At 44.4% G+C, this 20,616-nt stretch carries 21 protein-coding genes; 10 read left to right on the top strand and 11 right to left on the bottom strand.

What is annotated here, in order from left to right:
* Positions 1-58: 58 nt before the first annotated feature.
* The 4 genes from R7E29_RS05730 (at position 59) to fusA (ending at position 5,407) form a co-directional block, all read left to right on the top strand.
* The gene (locus tag R7E29_RS05730) at positions 59-940 is read left to right on the top strand and encodes a LysR family transcriptional regulator (protein ID WP_005387199.1); all 882 of its coding nucleotides are present in this window, start codon (positions 59-61) and stop codon (positions 938-940) included.
* Positions 941-1,041: 101 nt separating this feature from the next.
* Positions 1,042-2,046 carry an N-acetyltransferase DgcN gene (gene dgcN, locus R7E29_RS05725; RefSeq protein WP_025998657.1) on the top strand — a complete coding sequence of 335 codons (1,005 nt, stop codon included), beginning with the start codon at positions 1,042-1,044 and terminating at the stop codon, positions 2,044-2,046.
* 50 nt (positions 2,047-2,096) lie between these two features.
* Positions 2,097-3,089 carry an N-acetyl-D-Glu racemase DgcA gene (gene dgcA / locus R7E29_RS05720; protein ID WP_054576162.1) on the top strand — a complete coding sequence of 331 codons (993 nt, stop codon included), beginning with the start codon at positions 2,097-2,099 and terminating at the stop codon, positions 3,087-3,089.
* A 293-nt stretch (positions 3,090-3,382) separates the two neighbouring features.
* A complete protein-coding gene (gene fusA / locus R7E29_RS05715; RefSeq protein ID WP_005387204.1) occupies positions 3,383-5,407 on the top strand; it encodes an elongation factor G in 2,025 nt (674 codons plus the stop codon).
* A 75-nt stretch (positions 5,408-5,482) separates the two neighbouring features.
* Here the strand turns inward: fusA and R7E29_RS05710 are convergent, their stop codons facing one another.
* Entirely contained in the window at positions 5,483-5,677 is a 195-nt protein-coding gene (locus tag R7E29_RS05710; protein ID WP_005373920.1) for a hypothetical protein, read from the bottom strand.
* Between the two features lie 187 nt (positions 5,678-5,864).
* On the opposite strand from R7E29_RS05710, the gene R7E29_RS05705 reads away from it, so the two are divergent.
* Positions 5,865-6,677 (top strand): aminoglycoside phosphotransferase family protein, encoded by an 813-nt coding sequence (locus tag R7E29_RS05705; RefSeq protein ID WP_049872752.1) that lies wholly within the window; start codon positions 5,865-5,867, stop codon positions 6,675-6,677.
* Here R7E29_RS05705 and nqrM read toward each other — a convergent pair.
* The 3 genes from nqrM to R7E29_RS05690 are packed head-to-tail and all read right to left on the bottom strand — an operon-like array spanning position 6,655 to position 7,659.
* Positions 6,655-6,864 carry a (Na+)-NQR maturation NqrM gene (nqrM, locus tag R7E29_RS05700; protein WP_017635136.1) on the bottom strand — a complete coding sequence of 70 codons (210 nt, stop codon included), beginning with the start codon at positions 6,862-6,864 and terminating at the stop codon, positions 6,655-6,657. The genes R7E29_RS05705 and nqrM overlap by 23 nt on opposite strands.
* Position 6,865: 1 nt before the next feature.
* On the bottom strand, positions 6,866-7,372 hold the full coding sequence (locus R7E29_RS05695) for a NifB/NifX family molybdenum-iron cluster-binding protein (protein WP_005373923.1): 507 nt from the start codon (positions 7,370-7,372) through the stop codon (positions 6,866-6,868).
* Complete coding sequence (locus tag R7E29_RS05690; RefSeq protein ID WP_005373924.1) at positions 7,369-7,659, bottom strand: DUF134 domain-containing protein; 291 nt, start codon at positions 7,657-7,659, stop codon at positions 7,369-7,371. The genes R7E29_RS05695 and R7E29_RS05690 overlap by 4 nt, the downstream gene beginning before the upstream one ends.
* Before the next feature lie 499 nt (positions 7,660-8,158).
* Between R7E29_RS05690 and R7E29_RS05685 the strand changes: the two genes are divergently transcribed.
* From R7E29_RS05685 to ompV, 4 genes are all read left to right on the top strand, one after another.
* A complete protein-coding gene (locus R7E29_RS05685) occupies positions 8,159-9,058 on the top strand; it encodes a proline/glycine betaine ABC transporter permease (protein WP_318082455.1) in 900 nt (299 codons plus the stop codon).
* Positions 9,051-10,280, top strand: coding sequence for a glycine betaine/L-proline ABC transporter ATP-binding protein (locus R7E29_RS05680; RefSeq protein WP_213906701.1), 1,230 nt, complete (start codon positions 9,051-9,053; stop codon positions 10,278-10,280). The genes R7E29_RS05685 and R7E29_RS05680 overlap by 8 nt, the downstream gene beginning before the upstream one ends.
* 267 nt (positions 10,281-10,547) lie before the next feature.
* Positions 10,548-11,081, top strand: a complete 534-nt coding sequence (locus tag R7E29_RS05675; protein ID WP_005373930.1) for a copper resistance protein NlpE — start codon at positions 10,548-10,550, stop codon at positions 11,079-11,081.
* A gap of 222 nt (positions 11,082-11,303) precedes the next feature.
* On the top strand, positions 11,304-12,080 hold the full coding sequence (gene ompV / locus R7E29_RS05670; protein WP_054576164.1) for an outer membrane protein OmpV: 777 nt from the start codon (positions 11,304-11,306) through the stop codon (positions 12,078-12,080).
* A gap of 75 nt (positions 12,081-12,155) precedes the next feature.
* Here the strand turns inward: ompV and R7E29_RS05665 are convergent, their stop codons facing one another.
* The 3 genes from R7E29_RS05665 to R7E29_RS05655 form a co-directional block, all read right to left on the bottom strand.
* On the bottom strand, positions 12,156-13,823 hold the full coding sequence (locus R7E29_RS05665) for an ABC transporter substrate-binding protein (protein WP_017819787.1): 1,668 nt from the start codon (positions 13,821-13,823) through the stop codon (positions 12,156-12,158).
* A gap of 161 nt (positions 13,824-13,984) precedes the next feature.
* On the bottom strand, positions 13,985-14,599 hold the full coding sequence (locus R7E29_RS05660) for an outer membrane beta-barrel protein (protein ID WP_005373936.1): 615 nt from the start codon (positions 14,597-14,599) through the stop codon (positions 13,985-13,987).
* Between the two features lie 180 nt (positions 14,600-14,779).
* Positions 14,780-15,664 carry a LysR family transcriptional regulator gene (locus R7E29_RS05655; RefSeq protein ID WP_005387224.1) on the bottom strand — a complete coding sequence of 295 codons (885 nt, stop codon included), beginning with the start codon at positions 15,662-15,664 and terminating at the stop codon, positions 14,780-14,782.
* 93 nt (positions 15,665-15,757) lie between these two features.
* On the opposite strand from R7E29_RS05655, the gene R7E29_RS05650 reads away from it, so the two are divergent.
* Positions 15,758-16,639 (top strand): DMT family transporter, encoded by an 882-nt coding sequence (locus tag R7E29_RS05650; protein WP_213906702.1) that lies wholly within the window; start codon positions 15,758-15,760, stop codon positions 16,637-16,639.
* A 62-nt stretch (positions 16,640-16,701) separates the two neighbouring features.
* Here R7E29_RS05650 and R7E29_RS05645 read toward each other — a convergent pair whose 3' ends face one another.
* The 4 genes from R7E29_RS05645 to pncB all read right to left on the bottom strand — a co-directional run bounded on the left by R7E29_RS05645 (position 16,702) and on the right by pncB (position 20,375).
* Positions 16,702-17,481, bottom strand: a complete 780-nt coding sequence (locus R7E29_RS05645; RefSeq protein ID WP_017819786.1) for a methyltransferase domain-containing protein — start codon at positions 17,479-17,481, stop codon at positions 16,702-16,704.
* Between the two features lie 170 nt (positions 17,482-17,651).
* Positions 17,652-18,170, bottom strand: coding sequence for a glycine zipper 2TM domain-containing protein (locus tag R7E29_RS05640; RefSeq protein WP_054576165.1), 519 nt, complete (start codon positions 18,168-18,170; stop codon positions 17,652-17,654).
* Positions 18,171-18,384: 214 nt separating this feature from the next.
* A complete protein-coding gene (locus R7E29_RS05635) occupies positions 18,385-18,744 on the bottom strand; it encodes a hypothetical protein (protein ID WP_005373947.1) in 360 nt (119 codons plus the stop codon).
* 320 nt (positions 18,745-19,064) lie between these two features.
* Positions 19,065-20,375 (bottom strand): nicotinate phosphoribosyltransferase, encoded by a 1,311-nt coding sequence (gene pncB, locus R7E29_RS05630; protein WP_042523435.1) that lies wholly within the window; start codon positions 20,373-20,375, stop codon positions 19,065-19,067.
* Between the last annotated feature and the right edge of the window lie 241 nt (positions 20,376-20,616).

The raw sequence follows: 20,616 nt of genomic DNA, 5'->3' as shown, positions 1-20,616 counted from the left end.
CGCTTATCAGCAAGGTTGGGTATTCTGAAGTGACCAACATGAGCAGGGGGAAATCGCAGTGAACTTAAGGCAATTAGAAGTCTTTTACGCCATTATGCAAGCAGGAACGGTGTCAGGCGCGGCTCGCTTACTGCACGTTTCCCAACCTAATGTCACTCGAGTTCTCGCCCATACAGAACAACAACTGAGCTTCGCTTTATTTGAGCGTGTAAAGGGCCGTCTCGTTCCCACTCAAGAAGCCAAAGCCTTATTGCCAGAGGCTGAAAAAGTCTATCAACAACTCGGACAATTTCGCTCTCTGACCAACAAAGTCAAACAGGGAACTCAACATTTACGAGTTGGTGCTCCGCCTGTTTTGGCCGCACACTTGTTAGCGCCGACTGTCGCGTTGTTATCGAAAGAGCACAGCATCTCCTTTGAGCTCTTAACGGCCAATCGCGATGAGCTGTGCTCAGGTTTACTGAAACATGAACTGGATGTCGCCATTGCGTTCGGTGAAGAAACACCACCAGCGATCATGGGGCACGTGTTATTGAAAGAAAACTTAGCACTGATCGCTCCTAAAAGCGCAGCGATACCCGCAGAAAAAACCGTCATTTTAGAAGAACTCATCAGTCACGATTTACCCATTATCGGTTTAGATAGCCGAGACCCTCTGGGCTTGCTGTTACATCAAACCTTGTCAGCGCGTGACGAGCATTATCAACATGCCATTACCGTCCGCAGCTACTCCGCGGCGGCTGAACTGGTGAAAAACGAAGCAGGATTCGCGATTGTAGACCCTTGGACTGCAAAACAATATCGCCAAGATAATGCCGTTTCCGTGCATGCTTTGGAGCCAAATATGTCCTTCTCTGTCTCTATTTTATTCGCAGAGCACACACCTCAATCCATTGCGACAAAGCAATTTATCACCGCCCTAAAACAACAGATGGTTTAAAGGTATAACCTGAAGTTATACCTGCCTAACAAATAAGCATTCGGTTTCCTAAATCAGTCTGGCTACATTAATGAGCAATAACGATGACGAAGGGAACCATCATGCAAATTGCTCAACCTTACCTACTTTTTCTTGGCGATGTAACCGATCCACTCGCAGCAAAAACCGCGCGTGGCATATATCAATGGCGACCTGAGATTTGTCTTGGCCAAATCCGCCTGACGCCAGAAACCGTATCGCTTAGTTTAACCGACATGACACTACAACAAGCGCAGCAGCAAGGAGCAAAAACGCTGGTGCTTGGCACTGCAAATCCAGGAGGCGTCATTCCCGAAGCTTGGCAAGCAACCTTACTTGAAGCGGCAGAGATGGGATTTGAAATTGCATCGGGCATGCACCAACGTTTGGCGGAACTTTCTCCTCTTGCCGATCTAGAACAACGCGGATTAACCAAACTGTATGATGTTCGCCATTATGATGCCCCGCTCAAGGTCGGCAATGGCAAAGCTCGCGCAGGCAAGCGAGTACTTACTGTAGGGACAGATTGCTCCGTTGGAAAAATGTACTCTGCCCTTGCCATTGAGCATGCATTGAAGCGTAAAAACTGTCGTGCAGAGTTCAAAGCAACGGGTCAAACCGGAATTCTCATCGCAGGCAGTGGCATTTCGATTGATGCTGTAGTTGCCGATTTTATCTCCGGCGCAGTAGAAGCGATCAGCCCTGAGTTCACCGATCACGATTGGGACATCATCGAAGGGCAAGGTTCATTGTTTAACCCTTCATTTGCTGGCGTAAGTTTGGGCTTACTTCACGGCGCACAAGCTGACGCTCTGATACTGTGCCATGAGATTGGTCGCCCGCACATCCGCAACTTACCACATGCGAACTTACCAACCATTGAACAAACGATAGAAGCGAATCTGGCCGCTGCTCGCCTAACAAATCCAAACGCTCAATTAGTGGGTATTTGCTTGAACACTTCGGCGATCAGCGAAGAAGATGCAGCCCAGTTATGCCAGGATTGGAGCGACAAATACCAGGTGCCCGTCACCGACCCTGTGCGTTTTGGCGTTGATGCGGTTGCAGATAGGCTCCTTACGATTTAAGAAACATTTACGGTTTAGAAAATAACTGCGGTTTAGGGAAAACTAGTGAGATGAAAATTCATGTAGAACCTGTCACGCTTGCCATGGCGACACCATTTCGCATCTCTCGCGGCAGTCGGACAGAGTGCCACGTAGTCCGCGTGACAATTGAACATCGAGGCATGACAGCCCAAGGAGAATGCACACCATACCCACGTTATGGTGAATCGGTTGAATCGGTAATTAAGGCGATTTCTCACGCCTCGCATGAACTGCAAAGTTTGTATGCCAAAGGCGAAGCTGATGTCATGGTTCTCAAAAGCCTGCTTCAATCGTTATTGCCCGCGGGGGCGGCAAGAAATGCATTGGATTGCGCCCTTTGGCATCTTCACGCGCTTTTGAGCCAAAAGCAGCAGGTTCACGACCTCTTTACGTTACCCGAGGCGATTGTGACGGCGATGACGGTTTCTATCGACAAGCCGCAAGCGATGGCAAGACAGGCACAAACTTACCTTAGCCAAGGCGCAAAACTGCTTAAGGTAAAACTGGATGGTGAAAACGTGATTGAGCGCGTTGCAGCAGTACGCGATGCCGCGCCGCACGCACAAATTGTCTTAGATGCGAATGAAGCGTGGCAAAACCTCGACCTCGCGACGGTATTTGCTCAACTCGAACCGCTAGACATCACCATGATCGAACAACCGTTGCCACAAGACTGCGATGACGTACTCGCCAGCATTCCGCACCCCATTCCACTTTGCGCCGATGAAAGTTGTCACACCAGAGAGCAATTGCATCAGTTGGTTGGCAAATATGAAATGGTGAATATTAAGCTAGATAAAACTGGCGGGCTCACTGAAGCACTATTATTAGCCGACGACGCCCAAAAACTCGGTTTTAGCCTCATGTCCGGTTGTATGTTGGGGACGTCGCTTGCGATGCGTGCTGCCTTACCCATTGCTGCTCAGGCAAGCGTTGTCGATCTTGATGGCCCGGTGCTGCTCGGACAAGATGTAACGCCAAGCTTGGTTTATCGCGACGGCGAAATCGTTCTTTCCAAATAGCCTAAACAATCCAGAGGTTTTGCTCCAAAAGTCAGAACCTCTGAGTTTATGATCTCGATTAAAAAACAATCAGCCCCATCATGAAATAAGTCACATAAATTATACGGTTATTACGGCATGCTAAGATTACAGTGGTCCAAGAAGGTGGTCTTATGCATCGAGTCATCCGAAAAATGACATGGAAGACGAATAGGCGGTAATCCCGCCCTACTCCAATGCAGTGCGTGGGTTTCTATAGCAACCCACTTCCTAGCAATTCGTAGGTTTTTCACGCCATCTTGCAAGGAGGCTCTATGCCTATCAACAAAATACGCAATATCGCTTTTGTCGGCCAAACCGGGACCGGTAAAACCACGCTAATAGAAAAACTGCTCTTCACCTGCGATGCCACGCACCATTTAGGCAGCGTAGAAAAAGGCGATACCGTTACCGACTTCGACCCTCAATCCATCCAATATCAACACAGTATTGAAGCAACGCCAGTCGCACTGCGCTGGAATAAACACCGGCTCAATATCATCGACACTCCGGGACAAAACGAGTTACTTGGCCGTACTATCAGCGTTTTTCCTGCCGTTGAAACATCTGCCCTTGTCATCGACCCTCAAACCCCACTTAACCAAACTTCCGATCGCTTATTCACCTTTGCTAAAGAGCAGCAAAAATGTCAGATGATCATCATCAATAAGCTCGATAACCACGGTAATCAGTTAGAAAGATTGATGGAGAACATCGTTGAGCATTTTGGGGACCACTGCTTGCCGATCAACTTACCTTCGGCTGACGGGGAATCTGTAGTTGACTGCTATTTCGAACCAGAATTGGGACGAGAAACCTTACTTGCAACGGTAGATGAAGCTCATGAGACCTTAATTGACCAAGTCATCGAAGTCGATGAAGAACTGATGGAACTGTATCTGGAACAAGGCTCCGAACTCACCGCAGAGCAACTGCATGATCCGTTTGAAGAAGCACTGAGAACTGGACATGTGATTCCGGTCTGTTTTGTCTCAGCACAAACCGGCGCGGGCGTCGAGTTGCTGCTGCGCACCTTGGCGGAGATCATGCCCATGCCAAACGAGGGTAACCCTCCTCTACTGGAAAAGAACGGCAAAAAAATCAAAGTAAATTGCGAAACCTTAGAGCACACCGTCGCACACGTGTACAAAGTCAGCGTCGACCCATATATGGGAAAACTTGCCTACTTACGTGTGTATCAGGGTGAAATCAATGCGGGCAGCCAGCTTTATATTGGCGAAAGCAACAAGGCATTTAAAGTTGGGCACTTATATCAACTGCAGGGCAAAGATAGAACCGAGATCCCTCGCGCGCTTGCAGGCGACTTCTGCGTTTTAGCCAAAGTGGATGATCTCGAATTCGATTCAATCGTTCATGACTCTCACGAAGAAGATGGAGTTCAACTCAAAACGTTGGACCTTCCTGACTCCATGTATTCTTTGTGCTTGAAGCCTCTTAAGCGTGGAGATGAGCAAAAATTAGGAGATGTGCTGAATAAAATTGCCAGTGAAGATCCTTCGCTGCGCATCGAACATCGCGCTCGCACCAACGAAACCATCATCAGCGGCCAAGGGGAGTTTCACCTCAAAGTCGCATTAGAAAAGATGGCGAACGTGTACAAACTGGACGTCGAAACCTGCCAACCAAGCGTCGAATACTTTGAAACCATCACCAAACCTGCCGAAGGGCATTATCGACACAAAAAACAAAGTGGCGGTGCAGGCCAGTTTGGTGAAGTGCAATTGAAGGTTCGTCCACTCGAACGTGGTGCCGGATTTAAGTTCATCAACAAAGTGGTGGGTGGCGCCATCCCAACCGCGCTCATTCCTGCTGTTGAAAAAGGTATTTTGCAAGCGTTAGAGGAAGGCGCGATTTCTGGCAACCCAATTAAGGATGTGGAAGTCACCGTTTATGACGGTAAATATCACTCCGTCGATTCGAAAGAAATTGCGTTTGTCATCGCAGGTAAGAAAGCCTTTTTAGATGCTATTAACAACGCCGATCCTATTGTGCTAGAACCCATTGTCCAGATGGAACTGCACATCCCAACCGCGAATGTTGGCGATGTTTCTGGTGATTTATCTGGCAACCGAGGCTTAATCGAAGGCTCCGAGCCAATCGACAGCAGCTTCACCTTACTCAGAGCCAAGTCACCTGTAAACGAGCTGCAAGATTACGCTCGTCGATTACGCTCTATCACTGGTGGTGAAGGCAGCTTTAGTATGACCTTAAGCCATTACGAGCCTGCGCCACCAGCAGTGCAAAAACAGGTCTGCCAAGGCAGTACACAACAAGGTTAATTCCCTAAGATTCAAATCAATCACATAAACAAAAAAGCGCCCTCATTTTGAAGGCGCTTTTAGGTAAAAGAAAAATTATTTATCGAGAGACAAACCTATCTGACTGATTTTGCTTTCAAACTCTTCGATGCTGTTCGCTTTGTAAGTCGGAGCACCGTTAAAGTAGCGCGGTTTCTCTGGCAGCATCGCATTTTTCAGCTCTTGTTCTTGATCGATATTGTCATGGTAAACCGTTACACGATTTGGAATATCCTGCTTCATTACAGCCATTTTGGTTCTCCTTTATTAAGACGAATAGTAAGCGTAGAACGAATTTATCGGAGTACAGGCGAGACTGTGTAAAATTTAGACACTCACAGCAAAATCATATTTAAACAGTTGCATTTAATATTTTTGAGGCACTTTGTCGTGGCTATTGGCAAACGTGAGTGCAGCGATTAAGGTGAGCTCTCTCTACATGAAGACAGGAAGTCCGGTGTCGCAACAAGAATTCAACCAAATGGGCAGTGCCAAAGTTTTTCTCATCGAAAAAGATGGCGTCCAAGTAATAGAAAAACGTAACCCTACTCAAATAGAAGTGGCGTTTTATCAACGCTATGCCGAACAGTTTAACGCGCTTGGAATACACGTACCGCGCTTGATTCAATTCGACGACCAGAAAAACGTTCTGCACATTGAATACGTTCCCCACGCAGTCGAGCAAGCATTCTTACTTGAAGATGATCGAGTCATTGAACAACTCGTCAAACTGCACCAACTTCCACCAACATCAGATGGTGTTTATCACCGCCACCAGTGGACACCACAAGCGACTCAACAAGCACTCGCTACACTTGAACTGGGCTCAGAGACAGAGCAGTTCTTCCACAACCTCCAACAACGATCGGCGCATCTTTTCGATGGACAGAACTTGATCTCCGGAGACTCGAATGCTGGAAACTGGGGACAGCGCGAAAATGGCGAGCTAGTGCTGTTCGACTGGGAACGCTTTTCTACAGGGCATGTCGCGATAGATTTAGCGCCGCTCATCGAGGGCATGGGCACATTTGATGATTACTTGAACGTAGCAGGCAAGTATATAGAGTGCGCAGAGAAAGGTGAAACAACAGAATTGGCGCGCGATATCGGACTAGCAAAAGCGTGGATCGTTGTCGAGGTAGTCAACATACTGGTCTCCAGAGAGAATCCGCAGACCAGCAAATATTTGGACTGGTTTCGGCAAACCTTGCCGCAATGGGCCAAAAGCCTTAGCGCTCAGGTGATGAGTTAGGCTCTGAGATTTGATATAAACGCCTTTCAGGTTCTGCGCATGAGGTTTCGCAGTTGCATACTTTATCAACACCGACGTTGTTTAAACCGCCGCAACTTCCTTGAATACGCTTGTTATGAAAAATGACGCCAAGTGACATCAACAAAATGATTGCGAGAAAACCAAGAAAGGTAAATAACCAAACCATATTAACCTGCCTTATTAGCCATCGACTCTAGCTTAAGTATAGCAGGGCTAGATGTTGCTTTGAGTAGCGCTTTAGGTCTTGCCAACAAGGAGGTTTTTGATTTTTGGCCACCACAACCACAGGAGCCGCAGCCGCCTTTTTGTTTGTGAACACTTTTCTTATGATTGTTTGATGGGCGTCCTTGAGAGGGCTCAATCAAAGGCTCTCTTGGAACCGCAAGCACATCTTCCAATGAACTACGAGTAGACAGCCTAAATACTGGCGTGCCACTGCTAAGTAGCTTTGCCAATACACGTTCACCAATATTTCGCACAAGAACAGCATCCACATTGTACCCTTGTAGAGACTGAATCAACTGAGACTTCGCATTACAACCCGCTTGTGGCATAGAAGCAATGTTCGCTAAGTTTTTTAGCATACCGTCAGTATCAGAATAAATAGCGATGTATGGTGCTTTTACAAAGTGGTTTGCCACCCGCTCACCATCATTAGGAATAGCATAAATCATAAGTTTGACTCCTCATTCGGAAAAACTAATGCATGACCTTCAACTAAACTTTTTGCGACTTTCAATCTTGCACTTTTTACTGTGTTACCAAAAGTTTGTCTAGAAACGCCCATCTGCTCCGCAGCTTGCTGCTGGCTAAGCCCCTCTAAGTCGGCTAAACGTAGCGCTTCTAACTCTTCTGGTAATATGGCGACTTGCTCCAACTGATTAAATGGAATGCCATTGGGCTTAAAGCAGTGGTGAGCCGCACGTCCGCATATTCGTCTTTCTATCTTTGGTCTTGCCATCATTGTCCCTCAAAAACACAGAGTCAAATTACGCCTTAAACTGGCATATGCCAATAACATTTTTAGCATATGCCAATAAACTAAGTTTGCAAAAATCAACACGACAAATACGTAATACATCAGCATTAATTAGACATCTAATAATTTAGAAATTTCGATGACAAACGAGCAAAAAGATCAATTCTAATTAACCGGATAATAAAAACGTTAATTTGCGCAGATTTTTCATACAAATACACGCTAATGTGTTCATTTTATTGAAGAAGAAAAACTATAATCCAAGCAAATCATTAGTTTGAACACTAATGATTGTTTTATTTAAAGGATGTATACCTAAGGAACGAAAAAGAGAAGTTTGACGATATTCGCCTGAGCTTAAAGAGTAATACGTTCGATAAAGAACCTGTCGAACGACCATTACTTGGCCTAGGTGCCCTACTCTTCTTGCCAAATTAAGTTTCTTGAAAGCGCTTAGGTATATCAGAAAAAGGAAGTACATATGTCTGACTCAAATTGGCTCAGCGAATTCCCGGAAATGGATGCCTCTGATCTCAGGGCGATTCGCAAAACACTCGACGGCGCCTACAGAGATTTCTCTCGCGAGTATGGTGAACTCATTGAGTCTCTGTTTGATCCGCTCCTTGCGTTTCTTGTCTGGTTTGAAAAACTTCTGATTTCTACACCTTGGTTCATTATTTTAGGTGTCTGCACCACTCTCGCTTATGCCGCCAGCCGCTCTTGGAAACTGGCCGCTGCATGTTTTGGTTCGCTGATTCTGATTGGCTATTTCGGAATGTGGGAAGACACTATGCGCACGCTCAGTATCATCACTGTGTGTACCATGCTTGCCATTGCACTCGGTATCCCTATCGGTATCGCTATGGCGCGCTCTAATCGCATTCAGTCGGTGGTAACACCATTACTCGACGTCATGCAGACCATGCCGGCATTTGTGTATCTCATTCCAGTTGTGATGTTATTGGGCATCGGGAAAATTCCTGGCCTTATTGCAGTAGTGATCTACGCGATTCCACCGGTTATTCGTTTAACCAATTTGGGCATTCGTCTAGTTGATAAAGAAGTATTGGAAGCCGCAACCGCATTTGGTGCCAGCACTCGGCAACGGCTTTTTGGGGTTCAGCTTCCGCTTGCAATGCCAACCATCATGGCGGGAATTAACCAAACGATCATGATGGCACTGTCAATGGTGGTCATCGCATCAATGATTGGGGTAAAAGGTTTAGGTCAGCCTGTTCTAAAGTCTATTACCAATCAATATTTCACTCTTGGTCTTCTCAATGGTTTAGCAATTGTCGCCCTAGCAATCCTTTTTGATCGTGCTTCACAAGCGTATGCGAAACGCACTCAAGCTCATTTAGGAGACTCAAAACATGACTAGTCCACTTATCGAAATCAGCGGTCTGTATAAAATCTTCGGCCCCAAGCCCAATAGCGTGATTGAGCGCGTTAAGTTGGGACATAGTAAAGAGCAGGTTTTAACGGAAACGGGCCACACGGTCGGACTAAAAGACATCAACCTGCAAATTCAAAAGGGTGAAATTTTTGTCATTATGGGATTATCCGGTTCTGGAAAATCCACCATGATTCGCCACTTCAACCGATTAATCGATCCAACCATGGGGCAGATTTTGGTAGAAGGGGTGGATGTCATGCAACTTTCGAACAAAGAGCTTGAACAGTTTCGCCGTCACAAGATGTCTATGGTGTTCCAGCGCTTTGGTTTGCTGCCTCATCGCACTGTTATCGACAACATCGCATATGGTTTGGAAGTTCAGGGAATGAATAAAGAGGCGCGCTTAGAAAAAGCAAATGAATGGTTAGAAACCGTTGGACTGACGGGTTATAAGCACCAGTATCCTGCTCAACTATCGGGTGGACAGCAACAGCGTGTGGGCCTTGCACGGGCACTGGCTACCGACGCCGAAATACTGTTGATGGACGAGGCTTTTTCAGCATTGGACCCTCTGATTCGGAGCGAAATGCAAGATCAGCTGGTAGAGCTGCAACAGAAGCTGCACAAAACCATTATTTTCATTACTCATGATTTAGATGAAGCGCTTCGACTTGGCGATCGCATCGCGATTCTTAAAGACGGTGAACTTGTCCAACAAGGTTCACCAGACGAAATTTTACTGCATCCTGCCGATGAGTACGTTGAAGCCTTTGTAAAAGACGTCAATAGAGCGCGAGCACTGACAGTCGAAACGCTGATGCAGCCACCTTCGTACTGTGTTCGCGCTGAAACCATTGAAGATGCACTAAGTGAAATGAAACGTGTTAAACGTGATTATGCCTACCATGAGACCAATGCAGGCTATCAAGGCGTGATAACACAGCAAGGATTGCTAAACGCAGCGAAGTTAACTCATATATCAGATTGGCGTGATGATATCTATGAAGAGGTGCCTATCATCTCTCCACATTTAGCCATTGAGCAAGTGCTGACTGAAGTCATGTCGTGTGAACATTCACTGCCCGTCATCGATGAGCACGGCCATTTGAAAGGCGAATTAAATCGTCAGGTTATTGCGGAGCTGTTTTCTGAACAACGAAGCACAAAACGAGGCACTTCACGCTCAAGCTTCAATAACGTTTCTTAGATGATGTTGATAATACAGCTCACAACAATGTGGGCTGTTATCAATTAACTCACTCCCACTCCCACTCCCCTTTTTAGATATTTATCTGTGGGCTCAAGCTTGATACCCAAAGCAACATTTACATTGTTCTGATTTTCCTGACAATTTCATGCTCATATCCGGTTTTATTGACATAGTTAGATCATTCTATTGCTTTTTGATGACGCAAATCCTCGATAAATGTCTACTATTACTCTCATACAAAATCTTGATTTAAAGAGGGATAAAATGAAAAAGACAATGTTGGCACTAACAGGCGCGGTAATCATTCTTGCAGGCTGTCAAGATGAGAAACCTGCCGAAACAAGCGCAGTTGAAGTACCTCAGGCAACGGAAACTGAAGTCACCACCAGTGCAGACGTTACGACTGAGACAATTGACACGTTACCAGTAGAAGAAGAACAGGTAATTACTGAAGAGACATTTGTAGACTCTGAACACAACGCACAAAGTGCTCTGGACTGGAACGGCACCTACAAAGGAACACTACCTTGCGCGGATTGTGCTGGTATCGATATGACCATCACACTAAATCAAGATGGCACTTACGTACTTGAAGAAAGCTACCAAGACAAAGAAGACGGTCAATCAAAATCTGAAGGTCAATTCACTTGGGACGCAAATGGCAGCATCGTAACGTTGACAAATGAAGATGCACCAAACCAATACTTTGTTGGTGAAAACGTACTTATGAAGCTAGACATGAATGGCGAAAAAGTAACGGGTGACCTAGCACCACTATACAACTTAACGAAACAGTAAGAAGTTAGTATCAATACCTGATAAATACCCCAAATCCGAGCCACCCCAGCTCGGATTTTTTCGCTGTTTTAACGAAAGCTATTCCAGCAACCTTTCTATTCTGAAGCAACATTCTGCTTCTTACCCTGATTGTTCATTACATTTCCATACGCTTTGCCGATAGATGCTTACAACGTCATTTTGTACAGTGTTCAAAACAAAACAGAACAACTCGGAAAAATGATGAAAAAAACATTAATTGTACTACTTACTCTGACAGCTGCTGGCTCAGCTTTCGCTGGCGATACTTACATTCGTAACGGTAACATCTACAACAACGAAGGCGGTTGGAACGTAGAAGCTGGTGTGGCTCAAGGCAGCGATCTTTTCAAAGATCAAAAGCATAATACAGCACCAATTCTCAACGGTGGTTACCATGGTGACGACTTTAATGCCGACCTAAGTGGCATTAACTACCGCTTCTTCGGTAACACCAATGAGTTAATCAACATGAGTGCCTACCTTGTAGGTAGTGGTGTAATGCGCGACGGTGATACAGCGAAAAGCCTGAAAGGCACAGATAAACGCCGTTTCGCCGTCGATCTAGGTTTAAACGCAGACTTTACACTGGATCAAAACAACGTCATTTCTACATACCTTCAGCACGATATCAGCGGTGCTTACAAAGGTTACTTAGCGGGCGCGACTTACTTCCACATCATGAAATTCGGTAGTGTTGATTTTGTTCCTTTTGCTAACCTAACTTATCAAAGTGAAGACTACGTAGATTACTACTTTGGTGTGAAACAACGCGAAGCAAACGCAAACCGCAAAGCATACAAAGGTGATTCAACGGTAAGCTATGGTGTGGGCTACAAACTTGTTATGCCAATCAACGACAACTGGCAAGTAAGCCAAATGACACAATACACGCGCCTAGGCAGCGGTATCAGCGACTCTTCTATCGTTGATAGCGCAAACCAATGGGTTGTTGGCGCAAGTGTGTCGTACAACTTCTAATCCGATACGCCCTTATAAAGCCATCATTTCGATGGCTTTATGCGTTGGACATTTGCATAATCTTGAACACCGACTCTAGTGTGAATGAGCAATCCATAACCTATGTAAATCGCTATAGCCTGTATTCTTCACCTGCACACCTCGCACTTGCTGTGTTTTTGTCACTTCTTCGTAGCCAACAAACAAAGGCAAATATAGGTACTGATCGCGCAGCGCTTTCTCTAGGTTTAATAAAGACTGTAGCGAGTGATCATCTGCCATCGCCCTGCGAACCTTTTCTCTATGGCTTAACATCTGGCTTTGATCAAAACTAAAACGCAGTCCAGTTGCTATCGACAGCCATTCGAAGATGCCATATTCAAATGGTGCTTCCATGACTTCCTCAATGAAGAGCAAATCTGCTTGGTGAGACACTACCTCAGGAAAACTAATGTCATCAATAACAATGATCTCTAACTCTAATCCCGTTGCACGAATCACACTGTGCAACCATTCGGAATGACGAATTAAACTCGGAATCGTCCAGACAGGTTCAGCTAATACCACTTTACCTTTCAGTTTAGGTATCACAACACCATCTGTTATTGATAAATCTTGCTCGTGAGTCTCTAACTGAATGCTGTCAACGGCACTTGGCGCATCATAAATTCGCTTTTGCACATGGATGTAATCAGCGAGTTGATACCAAGTTTCTTTTGTGAGTTGGGATTCCGCGCGTTCGCGGTAGGTCACATATGAAAATGCGCTAATTTTTTCCACTTCAACGTGATCGGAGCTTTGGTTAAAGCTCAACATATTTAAGGTTTTAACATCACCATGAGACAGCGTTATTTGATCTAACAATGCGCGTGCTGAAAAATACTCTTTGTGCGCTTCAAGAGTCATACTCTCCTGGTTCCAGCCGCTGATTTTAAATGGCCCAGTCCCTATGTGGTAGGAATAACTAGAACCGAAAGAGACGACATCTCGACACAGAATAGACGCATGAGGAGTTGCTAGCATGTATGGAAACAACTTGTTCGGATGCTTCAATATGATTTTTAAGCAGTTAGATGTTTCTGCAACCACGCTATCAATGCATTGCCAGAGCTCGTGAACTGGTCCTTTTATCTCCCTAAGTCTTTCTATACTCCAAACCACATCCTGTATGTTAAGGGGTTCGCCATCATGGCGATATATGCCTGGCCGCAACCATAACGTCATTACCTTGCCTTCCATTTTCCATTCGTGTGCTAACGATGGCTCGATACCACCATTGGAATTTTGGGTCAGCAATACGTCATAAACGCTTTTCGCGACGTGTAATTCAGTGTGACGGTAAGTATTCGCAGGGTCGATTTTGGATACCCAAGGGTAAGAAGAAATCAAAATAGCGTTATTTGATTCATTCAATCGATTCACTTTTTCAGATGCGATAGTTAGTGCTCTAACCGCGGTTTGACCGAACCAATCAATAAGTTTCGTTATTGAGTTCATTCTTCCTCTGCCAAGCTCCTCAACCAAAAACTCGGTCATCGCTTGTTGGAGGGAAATATTAATACTGAGACGGCTAGCGTTACTTCGGCCAATCGCAGGTTGCCAATCGACCCAATCGTAAGTGGCAAGCTTTTTCATCACAATAGAAACATTGCGCCTCGACGTGCAAATCACCGCTTCTAGCTCAGAAAGCGTAACAAGGTGATACTGGTGAGGTTCAAAGTGCTTTAACAGTAGATCCAGATACCTAAGATTGACATCGTTCACAAAGATTCCTAAGAGTTATTCCAAAGCAAAAAAAATAGCACAGGACGCTTAGCAACTAAACTTCCTGTGCTATATCTAAACAAATTCAAAGCTTGGACTCAGCTCGACCAACAGAAGTCAAAAACGTTTACTAAGCCAAGAGGTAACTTGAATAAGTATTCTTAGAAACGGTAGCTCATACCTACAGAGAACACATTGATGTCTGCATCAACCGTTACTTTTTCATTGCCAAATTTCGCAATGTCTAGCTCAGGCATCATGTATTCCCATTCAACTTGTAGAGCAAAGTTTTCAGTAATAGCGAACTCTGCGCCTAAACCGTACATGCCTGTTACAGTGCTGTCAGAAATGGTGGTATGGCCTGCGCTACCGTCAATCACAGAGTTGCTAATTTTGAATTCAGCATTGAAGTAAGAAAGACCAGCTTTAGCAAAAAGGTTGAAACGATCGCCAATCGGTAGAGTCGCTTTTGGCTGAATCGATAGATACTTCATGTCACCAACAGTAACAACTTTGCCGTCTAAAGCATCGTAGCCACCAATGGCTGCTTCTAGAGAAATGTATTCGTTGAATTTGTAACCACCGAATACTTTGCCTGAAAGGCTTGAGTCATCTTCAAGTTTAAGTTTAGTGCTAGCGTTAGTACCACCACCATTGATAGAGCCATTAACATCACCAAACGATGCTTGACCTACAGATGCACCAACGTAAGGAGCTGCGTTTGCAACAGAACATGTTGCTAGAAGGGCTGTCATTAGCCATGTTTTTTTAAACATTGTATTTCACTGCCTGTTAATTATTGAGGTTGTGTTTTGCCCATCCTTAAGCATGCCATGCTGTCCATTTCACTTGGTTTCAAAACCAAGTGGATGTTAATGAATAAAAACTCAATAAAACATGAAATATTTAGACACAACTTTGCCACTTTCTTTCTTAATTTTGACAATTTAGTCATTTCACAAGCATTGCTGCTTCAACCAGTTAGTGAGCTTGATGATTTCCGCTTGCTTGGCTCGACTCTTTTTATGAATAAAATAAAAGCTGTCTCCGGTTTCCAATCCATGAGAAGGGATGTACACCAAATCGTGCGCTTTATCTCTTTCATTGAGCATAAAATCATTCGCAAATGCGATGCCTTGGTCATAACGCGCCGCCTCTATTGCCAACAACATATGACTAAAATGTTGAACATCGACATCTTTCGGCAAGGTGTAACCGCCCGCTCTGCACCACTCAGCCCAGTCTTTTCCTCTCTCACGATAAATTGAGTCTGTCGACAAAATAGGGTATCGCCAAAGCGCTTCTGGAATCGGTTGATCTTGCAACTCTTTCCAAATTTTATGGCTGCAGACCGGATACAGCGTCTCCGCGTATAACTTTACCGACATGTAGTTTCGCTTTGGCTTTTCTACCGTGATGAAACAATCGCCAACGCTGTCTGTCTGTTCAGGATCACCAACGACCATATTGAGTGTCAGATCGATTTCTGGATGTAAGCGCTTAAAATCAGACAAACGCGGAATAAGCCACTTTACGGCAAGCGAGCTATAAATCGCCAACCGTATGCTGCCTTTGTCCCCTTCTCGCACCTTTTGGCTGGCCATCGCAATTGAGCTAATTGCTGGGCTAATATCCTCTAAATAGCGGGTGCCCGTATCGGACAAAGAGAGCTTTCTGCCTTGACGGATAAATAATGATTCACCCAAATAATCTTCTAATAATCGTATCTGGTGGCTAACGGCACTTTGCGTCACATTGAGTTCTTCAGCAGCAAGCGAAAAGCTAGAGTTTCTGGCAACAGATTCAAAACAGTGAACAGCTCTGAGTGGTGGCAATTTCATTATCTAAAAATCTCATACTTAAACTAATAAATATCACTTCACTTCATCCTATGACATCACCTACTCTTTGGCAAAGAAAGAGGAGAGGAAAAAGTGAAAGTTACATCGGTCGGAGCAGCGATGCTGCTATTAATTGTTGGAAATCTCATTGCGGTGCTTTCGGACTCTTTAATTAAAAGTGTCGGAAATGAAGTGCCTATTTTTCAATTTGTCTTTTTCCGACAAATATCAGCGGTGCTTTTCCTGCTGCCAGTCTACCTGCTAACAAAAAATGCGCCTTTTCTTGAAGGGTTTAAGTGGCATGCTGTTCGCGCTCACGTATGGTTACTTGGTGCAATATTCATGGTTTTGGCGATCTCATCTTTACCGCTCGCAACTGCGAACGCGATCTTTTACGCCGCGCCATTGATCATGTTGCCACTTGCAGTAATCTTTTTTGGAGAACAGTTGTCTAAGCAATCGGTCGCTGCAGCGATAATGGGCTTTGCCGGTGTATTGGTCATCATTCGTCCAGACCAAATCGATTGGGCAGCCATTTCAGCTTTAGTTGTTGCAATTACTTTAGCAATCAATAACTTGCTCATTCGAAAACTGCCAAAAAATCAGTCTGTGATGCAAACGTTATTGATGACAAACTTGGCAGGTATTCCAGTAGCCTTCTTGCTTGTTCTGATCGAAGCAGAACCTTGGGACTGGAGTGCTTTCCCTGTTGCTGCTGGCTCAAGTTTGTTCATCATGATTTATGCAGCAACATGTGTCATCGCTTACCGCTCGATCGATAGCAACAAAATTGCTAGCGCTGAATACAGTGGCTTAATTGGTGCCGTGTTTGTGGGATTGATTTGGTTTGGAGAAGTGCCAGATATATTTATGGCAATAGGAACCATTATGATTGTTGTGCCTCTGGTTTGGCTTTCTAAACGAGAGCGTCGCAAGAAAAAGTTGCAAGAGCAACAAGAAGCGCACGTTACTTAAAGTTGTGCTCTAGCCCAAAGACTAAAAAACCGAGCCGTAAGTGCTCGGTTTTTTATGTGGCTCTAATCGTTTTTTACGTAAGCGACTACGTGAGATAAAAACTGCCTTGCAAAGCGATCATTAAACCGGATGCGATATTCATGCTCGGCTTCCGACACTAGACGCCAGCCTTCAGCAAAGTATTCTTTGATATCATCAACCGCCTCTTCTTTATTTTTGATGTGTTTCGCGTTCCACTGATAAGTGCAAGAGACAACGATCAGCCCACCCACCTTGGTGGTTTTTTTTAGAGCATTGATCACGCTAAGTGGCGACTCACATTGATCAATCACATTTAAACATACGACTAAATCAAAGCGAGATTGGAGAGTATCAAGCTCAAAAGGCTGGTTAATTAGCGTCAAATCAACATGAGCACATTTCTGTACGATATCTCTATTCTCTACCTCTAAAGTGTTTAAGGTGTTCACATCGTGAAGGTAAGTAAGCTCGACGCGTTGTTCTTCTATTAATAGTTGCTTCAAGCCATCCATTAACCTATTTGAAGGCTCCACAAGCGTCGCTTCTCTAAGGTTAGGTAAGCGTTGCACTAACTCATAATAATTTCTTCCCAGCGCCGCCCCAACCTCAAGTAGGGAATACGGCTGAACGCTGCTTTCGATTACCGCCTGCGCAATAAAATCAGCAACTTGGGAGCAGTGAGGTGATGACAAAAAAGAAAGTGGGACTTGTTTTGAGCGACTGGTTATCATCTCAATCTGTTGATCCTCAATGAACTTGTCGAACCATTGCGCTTCGAAATAACCAGCCAAACCGTGCTCGGTCAGGTAAAAATCTTCCATGTTTTTTCCGTTCGTACTTTTAGAAAAGTGATTGTATCGAACACGGAAATTAACGGGTATTTCTGGCCGCACATTCCAATAGGAAAACAGATGAAAACGCCGCTTGTGTGAAAAAGCCCTTTCATCTCAAAGATAAAAGGGCTTGTTAATCGCTTCGGTTAAGTCGCTAACTATTGTGGTAGAACAACGTTACCATCTTGAATTGGGAACGTTTTTGTCGCTGGCTTGCTCGCCAAACGAACCGTCTTTGGTGCACCTGAAACTTCGTAAGTGACGTCGTAACCCACTACTTTATCAGATGTCGTATATTCTGTATGACACTGTTTTTTCGTCGTTGTTACTACATCACCTTTTTGCACATTCTCCTGGATCTTACGACCTGTCAGTGCACCAGCAATCGTACCAGCTGCAGTTGCAATCACTTTACCTGAGCCACCACCGATTTGGTTGCCCAGCGCTGCTCCAGCTGCTGCGCCACCAACCGTACCAATAATTTTATTGTCATCCGCAGGGGCAACTTGCTCGGTTACTACCACGTCTTTACATACTTGGTGCGGCTTTTTCACCGTTTCAGTCACCGCTTCAACCAAAGTAATGTTTGCTTGAGTTGGAGCTGGTGGCGTTTTGTCTTTACAGCCTGCTAGTACAGCAACAACTGCCGTTGCAATTGCGATAGATTTCATATTCATGATTTACATCCCAGTATGGCTTGCTTTGATGAGCGTTATGGTAAATCGCAAAAGGGAAATCACATCAGACGAAAACAAACCCTCTGTTATTAACAAGTAAAGAAACACTGTTTTATAAGAGGTACGTCAAGAAACACTCAGCAGAATGTCAACAGAGCTAAAACTGTATCACTACTGATTATGATTGGGCTGGACTAGTCTATGAGATTTATTTTTAAGCCAAGCTCAAAAATAGTTCGTCATCCGTTAAATACTTATGACGGTGGCTTAGATTACGCACGTGCATAAACATAAAATCAGGGAAACCAGGCGCTATAATGTTATTTGGTTCCCAGCATACACCTCCAACAAACACATATCGCCCCTGCTTGTCATCTTCGTGAAGAGGGTTATTAAGAGGAGAAGAAAACTCTGCTCGGCAACCTTCAACCACACAAACAATTTGTCCTTTAAAAAGGCCAATCACGCGCTTTACAAGATTTGCCTTGATACCACACTTCCATGCTTGGCGAGTGGCCATCTCATAGCCATATTTTCGGATCGCTTTCTTTTGCAAATGTACTACTAGGTTCATTTTGACTCCTGATTCAAGCAACTACGTGAAGCCCAAAGTCATAAAAGCAGATAGACGTCTATACCCGAGTGAGCTCATGGTACGTGGGAATAAACTACGTGATTAGACTGAGTTTAGTGTCGGATGAGATACACCGTCCACGATGCTGTAACGTATCGATTTACACCAATCAAAGGCAGATAACACATCAACTTTTGAGTGCTTTCCTGCGCTGTATCTGGTTACTTCTGTATATTACTATAACGAAATCACCCTCCACGTTTACCTATATAAATTTGTCGTAACGATAGAGGGTGCTTATCATGGAGAGAGGATAACGCCTACGCGTCAATGAGATAATTTTGACCTTCAGTTTCTAAACGATCAATCATTTTACGACACTCATTTAAATCAAGAGGTTGTTCAAAGCGGCGCTTGAGATTCATCAAAAAGAAGATATCTTCACACATGGCTTTCTCAGGTTCGTCACTGATTTTGGCGACCGGTGAACCATTGCACGTGACCATTTTTATCACGATAGAAAGTGGCTGGTAGGCTTCACCATCTTTATTGACATAATCACCCATATCATTGGCAAGAAAAGTACCGATACCAAAACTCACCTGAATACGTCCTTGGAAATACTCGCAAATATCTAACGCTTGTTCGAAGTTAAGTCCGTCGGTAAACACCAGTGTTTTTGTTAATGGGTCTATATTCAGCGACTGGTAGTGTGCAATCATTTTTTCACCCCAGCTATAAGGGCAACCACTATCGTGACGTACACCGAAGTATGCGTTACTTAGTTCTTCATCAAAGTCTTTAAGGAAAGCATCGATACCAATCGTATCGGTTAACGCAATACCTAGTGCACCATTAAACATTTTTTGCCAACGTTGCAACGCCACTTTTTGCGAATCTCGCACATTCACCAGAGCTTGGTGTCCCATAAACCACTCATGAGCAACCGTGCCGATAGGCGTCAAGTTTAGCTCTTTTGCTAAGTGATAGTTGCTTGTTCCTGTCAAACATTCCGGCACTTCCTGGCACAAATATTCCAGCATAGTGCGCTGAGCTTGAAAGGAAAAACGTCGACGCGTCGACATGTCAGAAAATTTAAAGTTAGTAATGTTACGACGTTTTAGTTCCGACTTTAGGTGTCGAACTTTCTCTTCTAAAACAGTGGTAAATTGCGCAACAGGGATATCTGACCAACGCTGACGGCTACGAACTTCAGACACGATACTCATGATGATCGTTTCGTACAAGATGGTATCTCGCCACAAACCGTTAATGGTAATTCTTAACTGGCTTGAGCCATCAGCCATGGCTTTATTATGGAAAGAGACATCACTTTGTGGGTTGAAACGGAAATGGCGCAGTGCATCAACAAAGTCAGGATTCAGGTAAGGCGCGACACGCTTAATATATTCAATTTCTTCTTGCGTAAATTGAATATCTTGCAGTTTAAGGACTTCGGCTTTTACCTCGGGCAAAAGCTCAGAGAGGTCTTCCTCACTGCGCACGATAAACTTATATGACACCATCGCATCAGGGTAAAGCGCTGTTACAGCGCTCATCATATTGACTTTGTAGACATCGAAATCCAAAGCGCTTTGAATGATGCGGGAAGAAAATAGTTTGGTGGTCATTAGGTGCCCTTCTACATGCCCTTCCTGGGTATATAACTTTTTGTTACTAACTAATTTGCGTAAACAATAAACACCCATCTATAGTTTGTCAACTTTTGTTACTAACCACTCATTTTTATAAGGTTTTTTTGTCTAGAATTCGAGCAAGCATTGTGAATAAGTCAGAGTCAACCGTAAATTTATGCTCAAATCGTATTACGAACACTACCTAAAACGTTTCTAACAACTCGTTACTTACCCA

This window comes from Vibrio sp. Vb1729 (genome assembly GCF_033338655.1).
GTDB lineage: Bacteria > Pseudomonadota > Gammaproteobacteria > Enterobacterales > Vibrionaceae > Vibrio > Vibrio alginolyticus.
The sequence above is the reverse complement of the archived record's forward strand: the minus strand, read 5'-3'. Positions and strand labels throughout refer to the sequence as shown.

What these genes read in the sequence shown, in the direction of transcription:
- dgcN (WP_025998657.1), top strand. Translation starts at nt 1,042, where the DNA reads ATGCAAATTGCTCAACCTTACCTACTTTTTCTTGGCGATGTAACCGAT.
- dgcA (WP_054576162.1), top strand. Translation starts at nt 2,097, where the DNA reads ATGAAAATTCATGTAGAACCTGTCACGCTTGCCATGGCGACACCATTT.
- fusA (WP_005387204.1), top strand. Translation starts at nt 3,383, where the DNA reads ATGCCTATCAACAAAATACGCAATATCGCTTTTGTCGGCCAAACCGGG.
- R7E29_RS05710 (WP_005373920.1), bottom strand. Translation starts at nt 5,677, where the DNA reads ATGGCTGTAATGAAGCAGGATATTCCAAATCGTGTAACGGTTTACCAT.
- R7E29_RS05705 (WP_049872752.1), top strand. Translation starts at nt 5,865, where the DNA reads ATGAAGACAGGAAGTCCGGTGTCGCAACAAGAATTCAACCAAATGGGC.
- nqrM (WP_017635136.1), bottom strand. Translation starts at nt 6,864, where the DNA reads ATGGTTTGGTTATTTACCTTTCTTGGTTTTCTCGCAATCATTTTGTTG.
- R7E29_RS05695 (WP_005373923.1), bottom strand. Translation starts at nt 7,372, where the DNA reads ATGATTTATGCTATTCCTAATGATGGTGAGCGGGTGGCAAACCACTTT.
- R7E29_RS05690 (WP_005373924.1), bottom strand. Translation starts at nt 7,659, where the DNA reads ATGGCAAGACCAAAGATAGAAAGACGAATATGCGGACGTGCGGCTCAC.
- R7E29_RS05685 (WP_318082455.1), top strand. Translation starts at nt 8,159, where the DNA reads ATGTCTGACTCAAATTGGCTCAGCGAATTCCCGGAAATGGATGCCTCT.
- R7E29_RS05680 (WP_213906701.1), top strand. Translation starts at nt 9,051, where the DNA reads ATGACTAGTCCACTTATCGAAATCAGCGGTCTGTATAAAATCTTCGGC.
- R7E29_RS05675 (WP_005373930.1), top strand. Translation starts at nt 10,548, where the DNA reads ATGAAAAAGACAATGTTGGCACTAACAGGCGCGGTAATCATTCTTGCA.
- ompV (WP_054576164.1), top strand. Translation starts at nt 11,304, where the DNA reads ATGAAAAAAACATTAATTGTACTACTTACTCTGACAGCTGCTGGCTCA.
- R7E29_RS05660 (WP_005373936.1), bottom strand. Translation starts at nt 14,599, where the DNA reads ATGTTTAAAAAAACATGGCTAATGACAGCCCTTCTAGCAACATGTTCT.
- R7E29_RS05655 (WP_005387224.1), bottom strand. Translation starts at nt 15,664, where the DNA reads ATGAAATTGCCACCACTCAGAGCTGTTCACTGTTTTGAATCTGTTGCC.
- R7E29_RS05645 (WP_017819786.1), bottom strand. Translation starts at nt 17,481, where the DNA reads ATGGAAGATTTTTACCTGACCGAGCACGGTTTGGCTGGTTATTTCGAA.
- R7E29_RS05640 (WP_054576165.1), bottom strand. Translation starts at nt 18,170, where the DNA reads ATGAATATGAAATCTATCGCAATTGCAACGGCAGTTGTTGCTGTACTA.
- R7E29_RS05635 (WP_005373947.1), bottom strand. Translation starts at nt 18,744, where the DNA reads ATGAACCTAGTAGTACATTTGCAAAAGAAAGCGATCCGAAAATATGGC.
- pncB (WP_042523435.1), bottom strand. Translation starts at nt 20,375, where the DNA reads ATGACCACCAAACTATTTTCTTCCCGCATCATTCAAAGCGCTTTGGAT.